Origin of the sequence: Hamadaea tsunoensis DSM 44101 (genome assembly GCF_000428945.1) — a bacterium.
GTDB classification, from domain to species: Bacteria; Actinomycetota; Actinomycetes; order Mycobacteriales; family Micromonosporaceae; genus Hamadaea; species Hamadaea tsunoensis.
This window is the reverse complement of record NZ_AUAX01000002.1, coordinates 35,808-51,015: the sequence shown is the minus strand read 5'-3', so window position 1 is coordinate 51,015 and position 15,208 is coordinate 35,808. Positions and strand designations below refer to the sequence as shown.

Below are 15,208 nucleotides of genomic sequence, written 5' to 3'. Positions count from 1 at the left end.
GCCTAGGGATTCGCCGGCCTCCGGTGACCCTCGCTCCTACCCGATCCTGTGACGAACGGGTAACCCTTCCGTGGCGACGAACCGGACGCTGTGCATGTCGTCACCGCTGAACGGGCCCGCGGATCGCCTCGTGGCCTGTCGTTCGGGGCGGACTCACTTGAGGAGCTGGGTCTGCAAAGCGAGAGTGAGCCAGTCCTGGAACTGCGCCGGTCGCCACTGTCGCTTGTGGACCAGTTGGTGGTAGAGCATCGGATCGTTGTGCAGCCACAGGATGTCGGCCGCCGTGTTGATGGTCAGTCCGCGCCGCAGGGCGCCCCGTCGCGACAGGATCGTCGCCGGTCGTCGCATGGCCGTGAGCCGTTGCTGCTCGAGCTCGTCGAACGTGGACCGGGTCTCGGCATCGGCCTCGGCCGCGGCCGCCAGTGCGACGTGCAGCCCGGCGATGCGCCCCTGCATGTCGGTGACCAGCTCGGCGAAGCCGGCGAGCAGCCGAGCGGCATCCGGCTCGGCCTCAAGCGCCTGGACCGTGGGCCGATCTCGCAGCGGGACCGGCTCGGCGTCCCCGACGATCGCGTGGTCGTACGCGAGCCTGATCAGTTCCGCCTTGCCGCCCGCGGAGGCGAACACGGTCTTGCGGCTGACTCCGGCTGCCCCGGCGATCGCCTCGATCGTGGTGGCGGCGTAGCCGTGCTCGATGAACAAGGCGGCCGCGGCGGCGACGATTTGCGCGCGCGTACGCGAAGCCTGCGCCGTGCGCAGATCGGAAGTGTAGGAACGCTTGCCCTGGTCTGCCAATTGAGGTTACCTTCGGTGTAACGAATACATCGCTGGTGTCGTCGATTCAGGAGCGTAACATGATCCACTCGATCGTTGCCGACGTGCACCTGCCCGCGGGAATGGCCGGACCGGAGGAGATGACGTTCGACGTCAGGTGCTTCCTGTTGTCCCACGCGAGTGGCGTCACCCTCGTCGACACCGCCCTGAACAACGGCGCGGAGCTGATCACGCAGAAGCTAGCCGAGATCGGAGCGGACTGGGGCGACGTGACGGACGTGATCCTGACCCACAACCATCCTGACCACATCGGCTGTCTGCACGAAGTCACCGCCCGAGCGCCGGGCGCGTCGATCTGGGCCGGTGTGCACGACATCTTCCCCGTCGCGGTCAAGGGGGCCGAGGACGGCGCCACGATCCGGGGATTGCGGGTCATCGCGACGCCCGGACACACCGCCGGCCACCTGAGCCTCCTGGCCACCGACGATCATGCACTGCTCGCGGGTGATCTCGTCGGCACCCGGAACGGCTCGCTCACCCGTGCGCCAGAACAGTTCACCGCGGACCCGGTCGAGGCCGAACGATCACTGCACATGCTGAGCACGATCGACTTCCACGACCTCTATCCCTCGCACGGTGCCCCATCCCACCGGCAGGCGCTACAGGACCTCATCCGGCAACCGTGACTCGCGATCATCCTGCGCCGGGTCCGACGGTCCGCGGCTTGCGCGACGGCAGCAGCAGCATGAGCAGGAAGGTCATGATCATCAACCCCACCTGGTACGCCAGCGTGTGCTGAGTGGCCGTCCCGTACGCCCTTTCGCGCGCCTCGGTGGCGGCGGCCGCGAACGCCGGTCCCACGGTGGCCGCGGTTTGCGGTGGCAGCTGCGCCTGCTGGGCGGCGATGGCCTTGCAGCTCTCCGGCTCGACGGCCGGGTCGTCGGCGACGACGCGGTCGTGCAGGCAGGCTTGGAAGCCGGCGACCGCCTGGTCCTGGATCGCCGGCGGCGCGCCGGCCTTGGCCAGGGCGCCGCGCAGCTCCGAAGCCACCGCGGAGGTGGCCGCCGGGGCCTGCGAGCCGAGCATGGCGACGAAGATGACGCCGACGATGGCGATGCCGAGCGCGTTGCCGACTTGGAAGGCGGTGTTGATGACGCCGCTGGCGGCACCGGCGTCGCGGCGGTCGACGCCGGTCAGGATGATGTCGGCGAGCGGGGCGATGACGAGGCCCATCCCGGCCCCGGCGCAGGCCATGGCCGGGATGAACTGCCATGAGTGGACGTATGGTCCGTAGTGTCCGATGGTGGCGATGATGCCGGCGATGCCCGCGGCCATGACGAGGGCGCCGATCCAGACGACGACCCGGCCCAGCCGCGGTGTGAGCCGGGAGGCGATGACGGACAGAATCCCGACCCCGAGCGAGAACGGCACCGTGGTCAGACCGGCCCGCAGCGGGGAGTAGCCCAGCCCGTACTGCAGGAAGAACGTCATCACCAGGAAGAACGACGCCACGCTGCCGAAGAAGAACAGCGAGACGACGACTCCGGCAGCGAAACCCCGCCGGCTGAACAGCTCCATCGGCACCAGGGGCGCCTTGCGGCGGCGCTCATGAACGACGAACACCGCGAGTACGCCGATCGCCGCGATCATCATCGCGAACCCCCACAGCGGCCAGCCGTTCTGTCGGCCCTGCACGATGGGGTAGACGAGCATCAGGAGCCCGGCGGTGACGAGGAAGACGCCGAGGAGGTCGAGCTGGGCGGCCTGCGGTGAGCGGGATTCGCGTACCAGGACGATGGCCAGGGGAACGGCGATGAGCGCGATCACGACGTTGATGTAGAAGATCGAGCGCCAGCCCCAGCCGAACCAGTCGGCCTCGATGAGCAGACCGCCGAGCAGGGGACCGGAGACGGTGCCGAGCCCGGCGGTGGCGCCGAAGGCTCCCAGGGCTTTGATCCGCTCCTCAGGTGGGAACGTGACCTGGATGGTGGACAGCACCTGCGGCACCATGATCGCGCCGGCCGCGCCTTGCAGGATGCGGGCCGCGACGAGAACGGTCGGGTTGGGCGCGGCTCCGCACAGCGCCGAGGCCGCCGCGAAGCCGATCATGCCGATCAGGAACATCCGCTTGCGGCCGTAGATGTCGCCGAGCCGGCCGCCGGTGATCAGAAGTGCCGCGAAGGCCAGGGTGTAGCCGGCGAGCAGCCATTGGATCTCGGCGAAGCTGGCGCCCAGCTCGGTACGGATCGACGGCAGCGCGACGTTGGCGATGCTGACGTCGAGCAGGTTCATGAAGGCGCCGCTGAGCAGGACGATGAGAGCCAGCCAGCGACGGGGATCCGGCGTCGGCTCCTCCGAAGCCAGTGGTTGCGGCATGCGGTGCCCCTCGAAGTCCGGTGAACCGACGACCCTCACCATCGTCGCACTCGACGGCCCGATTATGGCCGAAATGCCCTTTATCGGCACAGGCGCTCTATGACTCGCCTACGGGGCATATATCGAGAGATTCATACGTTCAGTTCAGGCACCGGTCGATGATCGCCAGGTAGCCGCGGTAGCCGACGTCGAGTTCGGCCGCGTCGAACACCTCGGCGAGGGTCGGCTCGGCCCAGTCGCGGATCTCGGCGAGGGTCGCCCGGCCGTCGCGGATCGCCGCGTCCACGTTCAGGTCCGCGAGGGCGTACCGCAGGTAGGTCGGGCGGTCCGTCGGGATGTGGAGGTGGACGTCGGTGTAGTGGCGCAGGTTCCAGCCGTGGGCGCCCAGGTTCACCTGCCGCGGGTCGAACGGCCGCCAGCCCGGCGGCCACGGCCAGCGCCGTTCGAACTCCGCGCGCCAGTCCGCCAGGCGGTCGTGTCCGCCCTCGCCGAAGTCGTACACCACAACGGTTCCGTCGGCCGTGAGCACTCGGGCCAGTTCCGGCAGCACCGCGTCGATGTCCACATAGTTGAGTACGCCGGTCGCCGCGACGAGGTCGAAGGAGTGCTCCCGGAACGGCAGGTGCTCGGCGGTCCCTGCCGCGAAGCCGGCGAACGGCGCCACGGTACGCCGATGGCGCAGCATTCCCGGGCTGGCCTCGACGCCGACGAGTTGATCGGCGTACGGGCGGAGGGCGGCGGTGGACAGGCCGGCCCCGCAGCCGATGTCGAGGGCGCGTCCGGCGCGGAAGCCCGGTGGGAGGTGGCGGAGCAGGGGAGCGTGCACCGGCGGCCGGTGGAAGGCGTACGCGTCCGCGACCCTGGTACCGCCGTAGACGTCCATACCCGGCACGGTATGTGGGCAGGCGCGTGTCAGGCGCCGTGACAGGACCGGAACAGGCTCATGACAGGGCGGCGGGCGATCGTATTCCCATCACCGGAAAGCACCACCGACAAAGGGAGTACCGATCATGTCCATCACCTTCTCCGACCAGGACAAGCAGACCATCCGCACGGCCGCGTACGGCGCGGTGTCGCTGGTCGCCGCCGCCGGTGCCGCGGGCGGTTCGCCGCACCGGATCGCGACCGACGGTTCCATCGCCATCGCCTCGGCGACCGGACCGGTCGGGCACGTGCTCGCGGCCCGGAAGGGCGCGGTGCAGCTGAACGGCAAGACGGTGGCCGGTCTCGCCGACCAGGTCCTGCCGGCGCTGACCGAGGCGATGTCGCTGCTGAAGAAGCAGTCGCCGGCCGAGGCGAGCAACTTCCGCGGCATCGTCATGCTCGCCGTCGAGTCCGCGGTGCGCGACCCGAAGAACCAGACGCCGACCATCGCCGAGATGACCCGCAAGATCACTGCTGCCCTCGACGCGGCGTGACGGCGCCGCCCTCGGGGGTCCCACCGCGGGACCCCCGAGGAGCGCTCAGGAGGAAAGCACCTGGCGCGCCAGGGCCCGGGTGCGCTCCTCGTGGCCCCCGGCCACCTCGCCGCGGGCGAGGTCCGCGCGATGCGTGACGAATTCCCGCAGGTCGGCGGAGGCGCGTGCGGCCAGGTTCGCGACGGGCAGGGCCGCCGCCCGGGCCACCTCGTCGGCACTGATCAGCCCGGGCATGAGCATGCCCTCGTGCGGGTTGCCGGCGGGTAGTCCCGCCTCGTCGTGCAGCGCCCGCAGGGTGGGCAGTTCCGCGGCCACCGACGCGCGTACGCCGGCCGCCGCCGGCACGTCGGCGCCGCGCTGTTCGACCAGGTCGAGGAGGGGCTGGACCTGTTCGTCCATGGCAATCATGATCTCGATCCAGGCTGTGTCCGTGCCGCCGAACGGTGACGTCGCCGTCGGTGCGGGCGGGGCAGGCCGCGATGCGCAGCCCGCCCCGACGATCAGCAACGCCACGATCAGGAGCAACCGAAGCGGTGTACGCATCGCGTCACGGATAGCTGACGACGTTGTGCGGCGTGACCTTGCTCGGCAGGGCGGCGTCCCCGGTGTCGTTGATGACGTGGGTGATCGAGCCCTTCCCGAGGGACACGGTCAGCACGTCGTGGAACTTCACCCCGGACGTGGCCGGCACTTCGAACGAGTGGTACGCGGCGATGCTCGGGTCGGCGGTGAAGACGCAGTAGCTGCCGAGCCCCCACGCCTCGTGGGACGTGACCGAGTCCGCCACCTTGTACGCCGCGTACCCGGTGATCCCGTCGTGGGACCAGGCGGCCGCGGACGGCGGGTCGTAGGGCAGTTCGTTCTGGAAGAACACCGTCCGGCCGCCGTTGCCGTTCCACAGCACGTTGTACTTCTGGAAGTGCTCGACGAACAACCCGTACGCGGTGACGTCGCGGCCGTTGACGAGCAGCCCGGTGTCGGCGGGGTTGGTGGTCCAGCCGGCGCCGCTGCCGTGGTCGGCCCGCCAGGCCCAGATGTGGTCGATGATCGTGTTGTTGTTGTTCACGACGAGGGCCGTGGCGGCCTGCGCCGGTCCCGCGCCGCCGACCCGCAGGAAGACGTCGGAGATCAGGTTGGGCGCGCCGGCGTGGTCGTTGCCGGCTCCGTCGGGCCCGACCTGCAGCAGGGCGGGGGAACTGGCGGTGCCGGCGTCGAACAGCAGGCCGGCGATCTTCACGCCGTCGACGTCGCCGACGCGCATCGGCACGGCGCCGTTGTCGGCGACGATGGTGGCGTAGCCCAGGCCGAGGACGACCGTGCCGGGCCGGTTGATCGCCACCGTCTGGTCGAGGTGGTAGACGCCGGGCGTGAACAGCAGGTGCAGGCCCTGGCTGACGGCCTGGTTGAGGGTCGCGGCGGTGACGCCGGGCCGGGCCACGTAGAACTGGCTGATCGGCAGCGACGTGCCCGGGGTGTTGCCGTTGAGCCAGGTCGCGCCGCTGGAGCCGGTACGCACCGACGGCACGAAGACGCGGTAGCCGGTCGCGTCCTGGTACAGGTACGGCTTCTCCTCGGTGACCGGTGAGGTCGCCAGGGTGGTGTACGGCGGTGTCGGGAAGCTCTGCGCCGGCGCGCCGGTGACGCCGGAGAACACCATGTTCCACACGGAGCCCTTCCAGCTGCCGATGGTGCTGTCGCGGGTCATCCACTGCTGCTGGGAGCAGGAGCTGATCTGGCCGCTGACCCGGCTGTCGGCGATGAAGCCGCCGGAGGCCCAGCCGCAGTTCGGCGAGGCGAGCGTCATCCCGCCGTGCACGTCGATCCGCCGGAACGGCGCGGCCTGCGCGACCGCCCACCGGTCCACACCGGACACCGGGTAGAGCGACAGGTTCTCCGCCGACCGCCAGAAGTTCTGGGTCGCGTTGCCGGCCATCCAGCCGGCGTCGACGGTGATGTCGCCGTGGATCTGGACGTCCTGCGGGTTCTGGCCCAGGCCGCTGAGCGAGGTGTAGAAGCCGAGCTGGGCGTTGAGCCCGCTGTAGGAGCCGGGCCGGAACAGCAGCTGGTAGCGCTCGCCGCCGAACTGGTTCTTCTCCTGCTGGGTGAAGATCTGGTCCAGCCGGGCCTGGATGTCGGCCGACGGCTGGCTCGGGTCGAACACGACGACGTTGGGGCCGAGGTCGCCGCCGCCCGGCAACGGTGAACCGGACGGGCTGGGGCTCGGACTGGCACTGGGACTGGAGCTGGGGCTGGCACTGGGGGAGGGGCTGCCACCCGAGGCCGCGTACACGGAGAACTCGTAGAGGGAGTAGCCGTAGCGGGTCGCGCGGGCGGTGCCGTACATGCGCACGAACCGGCCCGACCCGGTGACCGGGATCGTCTGGGTCCCGCCGGTTCCGGCCGAGGTCGTGTACAGCGTGCTCCAGCCGCTCTGGCCGTCCGCCGACACCTCCAGCCGGTACGCGGTCGCGTACGAGGTCTGCCACGCGAGGACGATCTGGCAGAGGTCGGTCGTCGTGCCGAGGTCGATCTGGATCCACTGCGGATCCACGCCCTGGGCGCTGGCCCAGCGGGTCGTGGCGTCGCCGTCGACCGCCTTGTCGGGCGACAGCCGGGTCGCCTCGATCGACGACGCGGTCGCGGGCCGGCTACGGGCGACGTTCGTGCTGCCGCAGGCCGCGGCGGCGCTTCCCGGCCCGACGGCCAGCACGACGAACCCGGCGAGCACCGTCGTGAGGACGGCCACGGCGAGGAGGGCTCGACGCCGGTCGGGTGTCCGGGTGGGGAAAGAAGTCGGATGCATCGCATCTCCTGTGGACGGATGGCATGCGCCAGCACCGCATCGTGCGTGCGTACGGTGCGGATGGCGAGGACGACCGGCGAGCGGGCAGCAGCGCCGGTGCCGACAGACGGTAGGCCGCGGCGCGGCGCCGATCAATCGCTTGCCACCGATTTGCCAAAAAGATCTTCAAGCGGCACGGTCGGGGCCAAGACCGTCTGGCAAATTATGGCAACCGATTGCCGTCTGTTTCGGACCGCTGCTAGCGTCCGGCACCATCCATTGCCGATGCTCGATTCAATGCCCAAGGAGTCGACATGCGCATCCGATCCATCCGTTCCCGGCTGGCCCCGCTGGCGATCGCCGGGCTGCTGCTGACCGCCGCCGTCGCCGGCCCGGCCCACGCGGCCGACGACCCGCCGCGGACCCAGTACCACGAGATGCACGCCAACTGCACGGTCAACCACAGCCTCAACGACGACCCGATCGTCTTCCCGGGCCTGGCCGGCGCCTCGCACAACCACTCGTTCATCGGCAACCCGTCGACGAACGCCGCGTCCACCCCGCAGTCGCTCGTCGGCGGCGCCACCACCTGCGAGGACACCCTCGACGCCTCCGGCTACTGGTTCCCGACGCTGCTCCAGCGCGGCGTACCGCTGCAGCCGGACAAGCCGACGGTCTACTACAAGTCCGGGGTGACCGACTACCGCACCGTCCAGCCGTTCCCGGCCGGTTTCAAGCTGCTCGTCGGCGACGCGCGTACGCCTGACGTGGCGCACTTCCAGGGCAACTGGCAGTGCACCGGCTACAAGGGCGCCGACATCCCGGCGTCCTGCCCGGCCGGCTCCACCCTCCAGGTACGCCTGACCGCGCCGAGCTGCTGGGACGGCGTCCACCTGGACACGGCCGACCACAAGTCGCACATGGCGTTCCCGGTGAGCGGACGCTGTCCGGCCGACCATCCCGTACCGCTGCCGATGCTGGAGATCAAGCTGCCCTATCCGCTGAACAACGGCGACACGAGCGGGCTCGCGTACTCCTCCGGGGCCGGCTACACGTTCCACTACGACTTCATGAACGGCTGGGACGCCACCCGGCAGGCGTACCTGGTCGGGTACTGCATCAACGGCGGACGCCAGTGCAACGGCTTCGGCCAGGACCCCAAGAAGCCCTGACCCCAAGAAGCCCTGACCGGCTTTCGACAGGGAACCCCGAAAAGCGGAACGCCCGGCCGAGATCGTGATCCCGGCCGGGCGCTTCGCCCCTGGTGGTGCCGGCTCAGCCGCCGAACAGCTCGTTGAGCACGTCGGCGCCGGGAGCCGGGATGGCGCCGTCGTCACCGGTGCCCGCCGAGGCGTACTTCGTCTGTATCGTCACCTGCCAGCCGGTCTGGGTCTGCATCGGCGCGCCGTCGGCGTACGTGACGGTCATCGTCGTCTGCGTCCACTGGGCCCGGGCCTTGACCGACAGCCAGCCGGTCGTCCACTTCCCGCCGTCGTTGTCCAGCGGGAAGCTGAAGCCCTTCGTCTTGGTCTTCTCGTAACTCAGATCCACCGTCGCCCCGATGTCGACTCCCTTGAAGGGAGCCGATGCGCCCAGACCGCCGGTGATGCCCTTGCTGACGGAGTTCTCGAAGTAGGGCGCCGGCGGGTTGGCGGTGTTGGAGAGGTCGAACACGTCGCCGCTGAGGTTCACGTTCGGCAGCAGCGTCCAGGCCGAGTACGGGCCGGTCTCGGTCGTGAACGTCACCCGCAGCGGGCAGGACGCGTCGCCGCTGACGCAGGCGGAGTTCCAGGCCATCAACTGGCTGATGTCCGCCGACGGGAACGCCTGGTACAGCAGTTCGCTGTACAGGCTGACCGCGTCCACCGTGTCCTTCAGGCTGTCGGCGTTCAGCGCCCCGGTCTTCAGCCGGTCGTTGCCGCACTTGCTGTCGCAGGGATCCTTGACGCCCGGCTTCTTGGCCACCGTGAAGCCGTCGTTGCAGTAGCAGTTGCTGTGCACGACCTGGTCGTGGCACTTCTGCGTCGTGCAGGACGCCGCCGACCGCGCGTTGTCGGCCGCCGACGCCGCCATGATCTGCTGGTAGCAGAGGTAGGTGGCGCACTGGCTCGCCGTCATCAGCCCGGACGCGTCGCTGCCGTTCACCGGATCGTCGGTGCTGTAGGCGTACGCGTCCAAGGTCTGCGGGTTGGCGGGGGACGACAGCGGATCGGGGCTCACGAACGCGCCCACGGCGGGGTCGTAGTACCGCGCGCCGGCGGCGACGAGTCCCGTGCTGCTGTCGTAGTTCTTGCCGAGGAACCCGCGGTCGGTGCCGGCCGCCGGGCCTTGCGTGCCGCGCTGCTTGCCGTAGGGCAGGTAGCGCTGCTGCGTGTACGCCCCGGTCGCGCCGTTGACGGTGACCTGGGTGCTGCCCTGCCCGTCGCTGGTGAGCCAGGACAGGTGGGCGGCGGAGGTGTCGCCGACCCGCATCGCCACGATGGCGCCGCCGCTGGTGTAGTAGCGGGTGGCGGTGACGGTGCCGCCGGTCAGGCGCAGTTCCTGGCCCGGCAGGTAGAGCACGGCCGTCGACGGGTCCTTGCGCAGCAGGCGGGTCCCGTCGGCGTCGTAGGTGAACCGGGTCGCCGCTGTGCCCACAGTGGACGATGCGAGATGGTGCTGCACGTCCCAGGCGAGCGTCGCCGTGCCGCCCGTCACCGCGCGGCTGGTCTCGTCGCCGTTGAGGTCGTACGCGAACGAGTCGTGCCCGCCCGCCCCGCCGGTACGCGCGACGTCGGTCACCGCGTGCACGTGTCCGGTGTCGCCGTAGGTGTAGGTGCTCGTCGTCCCCGTGACGTTGTCGCCGACCGACGTGATGTCGCCGAGCGCGTCGTAGTGGTACGCGAGATCGTACGGAGCGACACCGCCGGTGTGATCGGCCGGAGTGCTCCCGCACGGACCCACCGCCGCCGCCGTGGCCGTGTACGCCGACGTCAGCCGCGACAGGCTGTCGTAGGAGTAGCACTGCTGCTGCGCCGGTCCCGCGGTGCTCGCCAACTGCACGACGTTTCCGCCGTTGTCGAACGAGTACGTGTCGCTCTGGGCGGTCGTGGCGACCCCGGCCTGCACCGCCTGCGTGGTGATGTTGGTGATCCGGCCCGTCGTCTGATCCCAGGTGAAGGAGCGGTTCACCCCTTGCGTCGCCGTGCCGTAGACCCGGCCGAGCATCGGGCCGTAGTTCGCGTACGCGGTCGACGCGACGTAGCTGCCGAGCGGACTGCTCAGCGTGCTGGCGCGGCCGGCGACGTAGGCGGCGGTCACCGTCTCGGCGGGCAGGCCGCCGACGGCCGGGAACGTCTGGCCGACGACGTGCCCCGCCGCGTCGTACGCCGTCTTCGTGTCGTACGTCCCGGCGAGGGCGCCCTCACCGGACGGGATCGTCACGGTGTTGCCGAGGTTGCGGCCGTCGGCGTCGTAGCCGTCCACGGTCCGGGTGTAGGTGCCCGCGCCGGTGATCGCGCTCGCGGACGCCTGCACGCCCTTGCCGCCGGGCGCGGTGTCGTAGGTGAACGCCGTCAGCTTCGTACCCGTGCCGGCGGCGCCGCTCCACACGGCGGTCCTGCGGTTCATCGCGTCGTACACGGTGGACAAGGTGACGTTCTTGGCGTCCACGGTGGCGACCACGTTGCCGTTCGCGTCGTACGTGCTGCTGGTCGCGCCCGCGTCGGGGTCGCTGCTGGTGAGCTCGTGCCCCGCCCAGTCGTAGGTGTAGCGGCTGGTGTGGTTGCCGGCGTCGACGATCGTGGCCAGCGCGCCGGCCGGGGTGTAGGTGTACTGCGTCGTGATGCTCGCCGGGGTCAGGTCCGGGGTGTGCTGCACGACGCTTGTCACGTTGCCGAACACGTCGCTGTACGCGTCACCGACCGAACCCGTCGGCGACGTCGTCGTGACGTAGTCCCCGTGGTACGCCGTGTACGCGTGCTGCTGCGGTTGCAGGACGCCGTTCTTCAGCAGCTGCGACTCGGTGACCCGGCCGGCGTAGTCCAGGATGGACTGACCGAACGCCGGGATCGCGGCGAGCGTCGGGTTGAGCATGCCCGAGCCGGGCGCCGACGCGTTGAAGAAGCCCGACGAGGTGCCGACCGACCGGCCGGCGTCGTCGTACCGGGTCACGGTCACGATCCGGCCGGCGGAGCCGTCGGCGGCGCTGTCCTGGGTCTCGCGTACCCGGCCGTTGCCGTCGACGTAGGTGGCCGAGGTGAGGTAGGTCGACGGGGCCGCCTGCAGCGTCTTGGCCACCGTCACGGCCGGCCCGGTGACCGCGTCCGGCACCGTGCTGACCACCGCCGTCGGGATGGTGTAGGTGAAGTTCATCGTCGCCGGCTGGTTCGGGTAGCTCGCCGACTCGGCGGGCATCCAGACGCTGAGCAGCCGGCCCGCCGTGTCGTACGCCATCCGCGTGTCGTGCCCGTTGGCGTCGGTGACGCGGGTGGTCTGGCCGTCGAACTGGGACCGGTAGGTGGTCGAGCTGAACGCCGTCGCCGAGCCGGTCGTCCCGGTCGGGTCGGGCACCGGCGTGGTGACCTTCGTCCCGCTCCACGGCCAGTTCGCCGCCGGGCTGTACGCGGTCGTGGTCGTGTTGCCGCGGCCGTCGGTCGCGGTGAGGATCCGCCCGCCGGTGTCGTAGGTGGCCTTCGTCTTGACCACCGACGTCGCGTTCAGGTACGTGTCGGTCTCGGTCGCGTTGCCGTCGGTCGGCTTGTTCGTCGCCAGACCGGCCGCCGAGTCGTACAGGGTGACGACGTCACTGTCCTGATTGGACGTCGAAGCCGTCGCGCAGGCCGCCCCGTAGTGCTTCACCTCCTGCGGCAGGGCCATGAAGCGCAGCACGCTGCTGTTGGAGAACTGGTCGGTGTTGAACGCGTACGTGGTGACGACGCAGCGCTCGTCGGCGGCGCCGCCGGTCTGGCCGAGGTCCTCGCTGCGCACCGGCAGGCCGAACAGCTTCGTCGCCTCCTGCGCCATGTCGAACGTGCTGTCGGTGATCCGCTCCCGCCAGGTCGTGTCGGCCGTGGTGGAGGTCGAGATCTTCGTCCGGGTCGTCGTCTTGTCCTCCCGGATGAACCGCCCGTCCTTCACCCCCGGGTACGCGGCGATCGTCGTGGCCCAGTAGTGGTGGATCGTGTGCTCCTGGGCCGTGCCGGCGCTGTCCAGGGTCTCGGTCTCCAGCACCTTGTTGGCCGCCCACGAGTAGTCCGTGGACGAGACGCCGGCCGTCCCGGTGACGGTCACCGACTTGTAGTCGGCGTCACTCGCCGGCGCCTTCACCTTCCGGTCGCCGTCGAGCCCCTGGTAGAGCCAGTAGTGGGTCGACGACTTGCCGGCGGCCGACCCGGTGGTCACGATGACCTGGCTGTACCCGCGCCACTCGTTCCACGACTCGTCGTCGCGGCGCATCGTCGGATCCTCGGGGAACCGCCAGCCCGGCTTGCCCACCGAGTAGTCGTACGTGTACGTCTGCACCGGATCGCCGTCGTGGGAGCCCGCGTACCCGACCCTCGGGTCGATGACGACGGTCTTCACGAGCCACTTCTTGAACCAGCCCCACTGCTGGCTGCCGCCCTCCGGCGTCCACTGCTGCCGGAAGCAGTCCATGGTGTTGTTCGCCTCGGTCGGCAGGTGCGTCGCGTCGCAGGTGTTCTGGTGGCCGTAGGTGACCGAGATCGTCCCGCCGAGGTCGGTGTGGACGGTCGTGACCCGGTGGAAGTTCAGCTCCCCGGAGCCGACCTCGTTGTCGATGTCGCTGCCGTCGAAGTTGATGACGGGCAGGTACAGGCTCGTCCCGCCGGCGTACGTCTTGCGCTGGATGTAGTCGAGCCACAGATGTCTCGTCACCGTGCCGGTCGGGTTCACCAGCGAGTGCCGCAGGGTGTAGTTCAGCACGTGGTCCCAGTCCGTACCGGCCTGGTTGAGCGTCCACGTGCTGACCTCGAGCAGCATCTGCGTGGTGAAGAACACCGGCGCGTCGGCGTGCGACGCGCACTTGCCCGAGTCGCCGGCCGCGCAGATCAGATCGGTCGGCACGTCGGGATAGTCCGACGGGGTCGAGGCGATCGTCGGGCAGACCGGGTCGGTGTTGCGGATCGGGTCGGTCGCGGCCATCCGGGTCAGGCAGCGGTTGACGTTGTTGAACGTGATCTTGTCGGTGAAGGTCGAACCCGTGATCTGGGTGGCCCAGCCGTAGTCGATCTCCAGCAGGTTGCCGCCGCGGTCGTACGCGCGCTCGACGTCCGAGCCCAGCGTCGAGTAGTAGTTGTTCGTCTCGACGTTGTACTTGTACGCCGACTCGACCTCGTTGGCGTCGATGACCCGGTCGAGGTTCCAGCGCCAGGCCTGCGTGCAGGGCGACAGCGTGCCGGTCGTGTAGCACGGCTCGCCCGGGTCGTTGCCGAACACCGGAGCGGTCCAGACCGAGTTCGTCGCCGACGAGTCGGCCTCGTCGCGGCCCCAGCCGAGGTAGTAGCGGCTGCCGTCCGGAGTGGACACGACCCAGTACTCGTCGTCGGCGCCGTGCCCGCCGGTCATGTGCTGGATCTGCCAGCCCGGGTCGTCGGACAGGTGGAACAGGTTGGCGTTGGCCGGGTCCTTCACCATGACCGCGGAGACGCCGTTGAGAGTGATCGTGTAGTACGCGAACCCGGGGTCGGTTCCGGCGGTGGTGTTGGGCGAGTCCCAGCACAGCTCGCTGTTCGACGAGGACTCGCCGTCGTCCTTGCAGGACCGGTAGTGCCGCTGCACGAAGCTGTCGTTCAGCTTCCAGCCCATCCCGACCCAGCCCGCCTGGTTGTTGGTCGCCGAGGTCAGGCCGTCGATCGACTGCGAGTCGTAGTCCAGCTTCACCGACGGCGTCTTGCCCACGGGCGCGGGCGGCGCGGTGATCGGCACCGAGTAGGTGAACGAGCCGGATCCGGTCGACACCGCCCACGTTCCCGTCTGCGACAGGTCGGTCGCCCGGTAGTCGCCCGCACCGCTCGATGGCGTGGCGGCGAGCGCCACCACCGTCATGGCGCTGCCGGCGGCCGTCGTGTCCGTTCCTACCTGGACGGTCGCGGTCACCCGGCCCGCCGCCTGGTCATTGGCCGCGTGCAGGTAGGTGCGAGTCCGGCAACCGTCGGCCTCCGGCGTGGTCAGGGCGCACGCCGGCAGGCTCACCAGGGTCACCCGGCCGGCGAAGTCGCCGCCATAGGCGTACCGGAAGCCCGAGTAGTCGATCGAGACCGCGACCGGCCCGCGCCCCGCGACCCCGTCGGCCCGGGTGAGGACGGCTCCGGCAGCCACACCGCCGACCGCGGCGATCACGCTCCGGTCGAGGGTACGCACCGCCACCGCACCCGGGCTGGCAGCCTGATCCGTGACGGCGGCCGCTGCGCCGCCACTCCTGGCCGTGCCGGTGCTCGCGTCGGCGGCCGCCCGCCGTGGCGCGGCGACCGAGACCACCGATCCGGCCACCGCCGCCGGGGATCCGGACAAGCGCACGGTTCCGCTGACCGGCGCCGGCCAGACGGGGGCGGCGGCCCGCGCGATCGACGGCTCGACCGCCGACACCGGCGGCGCCGCCGGGGCCTGCCCGGGAATCGACGGCGACGACGGAGGCTTCGCGGGGGCGGCTGCCCCGGCGCCCGGCGTACCGGTGAGAGACAACATCGCGCCGACGAGAGCGGCAACCGCCAGCACCGGCGTACGCCAGCGCCGCGGCACGGCCACCGGATCCGGCGGCCGGCTGTCGGATGGGGACATGTGTTCCTCCAGGAACGACCTGGTACGCCACAGGGCGCGGCGCACCTTTGTCCCGCATCGAACCGGCGGACCAGGCGTCTGT

General features: G+C 70.1%; 9 protein-coding genes. 3 read left to right on the top strand and 6 right to left on the bottom strand.

The features are described from left to right. Positions 1 to 153: 153 nt before the first annotated feature. Positions 154 to 795, bottom strand: coding sequence for a TetR/AcrR family transcriptional regulator (locus G401_RS0102835; protein ID WP_027341313.1), 642 nt, complete (start codon positions 793 to 795; stop codon positions 154 to 156). Between the two features lie 59 nt (positions 796 to 854). On the opposite strand from G401_RS0102835, the gene G401_RS0102830 reads away from it, so the two are divergent. Beyond that, the gene (locus G401_RS0102830) at positions 855 to 1,460 is read left to right on the top strand and encodes an MBL fold metallo-hydrolase (RefSeq protein WP_027341312.1); all 606 of its coding nucleotides are present in this window, start codon (positions 855 to 857) and stop codon (positions 1,458 to 1,460) included. A gap of 7 nt (positions 1,461 to 1,467) precedes the next feature. Here the strand turns inward: G401_RS0102830 and G401_RS43035 are convergent, their stop codons facing one another. Further along, positions 1,468 to 3,192, bottom strand: a complete 1,725-nt coding sequence (locus G401_RS43035) for an MFS transporter (RefSeq protein ID WP_051366055.1) — start codon at positions 3,190 to 3,192, stop codon at positions 1,468 to 1,470. A 97-nt stretch (positions 3,193 to 3,289) separates the two neighbouring features. Then, the gene (locus G401_RS52260) at positions 3,290 to 4,033 is read right to left on the bottom strand and encodes a class I SAM-dependent methyltransferase (RefSeq protein WP_051366054.1); all 744 of its coding nucleotides are present in this window, start codon (positions 4,031 to 4,033) and stop codon (positions 3,290 to 3,292) included. Between the two features lie 127 nt (positions 4,034 to 4,160). On the opposite strand from G401_RS52260, the gene G401_RS0102815 reads away from it, so the two are divergent. Then, positions 4,161 to 4,568 (top strand): hypothetical protein, encoded by a 408-nt coding sequence (locus G401_RS0102815; RefSeq protein WP_027341311.1) that lies wholly within the window; start codon positions 4,161 to 4,163, stop codon positions 4,566 to 4,568. Between the two features lie 45 nt (positions 4,569 to 4,613). On the opposite strand, the gene G401_RS43025 is transcribed toward G401_RS0102815, so the two are convergent. Next, a complete protein-coding gene (locus tag G401_RS43025; RefSeq protein ID WP_157545243.1) occupies positions 4,614 to 4,967 on the bottom strand; it encodes a hypothetical protein in 354 nt (117 codons plus the stop codon). Between the two features lie 148 nt (positions 4,968 to 5,115). Continuing rightward, entirely contained in the window at positions 5,116 to 7,371 is a 2,256-nt protein-coding gene (locus G401_RS43020; protein WP_034590614.1) for a discoidin domain-containing protein, read from the bottom strand. A 293-nt stretch (positions 7,372 to 7,664) separates the two neighbouring features. Between G401_RS43020 and G401_RS43015 the strand changes: the two genes are divergently transcribed. Further along, the gene (locus G401_RS43015) at positions 7,665 to 8,522 is read left to right on the top strand and encodes a DUF1996 domain-containing protein (RefSeq protein WP_051366052.1); all 858 of its coding nucleotides are present in this window, start codon (positions 7,665 to 7,667) and stop codon (positions 8,520 to 8,522) included. 103 nt (positions 8,523 to 8,625) lie between these two features. On the opposite strand, the gene G401_RS43010 is transcribed toward G401_RS43015, so the two are convergent. Beyond that, positions 8,626 to 15,126 carry an RHS repeat domain-containing protein gene (locus tag G401_RS43010; protein WP_051366051.1) on the bottom strand — a complete coding sequence of 2,167 codons (6,501 nt, stop codon included), beginning with the start codon at positions 15,124 to 15,126 and terminating at the stop codon, positions 8,626 to 8,628. Between the last annotated feature and the right edge of the window lie 82 nt (positions 15,127 to 15,208).

Coding starts and splice junctions, on each gene's coding strand:
- G401_RS0102830 (WP_027341312.1), top strand. CDS start 855: ATGATCCACTCGATCGTTGCCGACGTGCACCTGCCCGCGGGAATGGCC.
- G401_RS43035 (WP_051366055.1), bottom strand. CDS start 3,192: ATGGTGAGGGTCGTCGGTTCACCGGACTTCGAGGGGCACCGCATGCCG.
- G401_RS52260 (WP_051366054.1), bottom strand. CDS start 4,033: ATGGACGTCTACGGCGGTACCAGGGTCGCGGACGCGTACGCCTTCCAC.
- G401_RS0102815 (WP_027341311.1), top strand. CDS start 4,161: ATGTCCATCACCTTCTCCGACCAGGACAAGCAGACCATCCGCACGGCC.
- G401_RS43025 (WP_157545243.1), bottom strand. CDS start 4,967: ATGGACGAACAGGTCCAGCCCCTCCTCGACCTGGTCGAACAGCGCGGC.
- G401_RS43020 (WP_034590614.1), bottom strand. CDS start 7,371: ATGCATCCGACTTCTTTCCCCACCCGGACACCCGACCGGCGTCGAGCC.
- G401_RS43015 (WP_051366052.1), top strand. CDS start 7,665: ATGCGCATCCGATCCATCCGTTCCCGGCTGGCCCCGCTGGCGATCGCC.
- G401_RS43010 (WP_051366051.1), bottom strand. CDS start 15,126: ATGTCCCCATCCGACAGCCGGCCGCCGGATCCGGTGGCCGTGCCGCGG.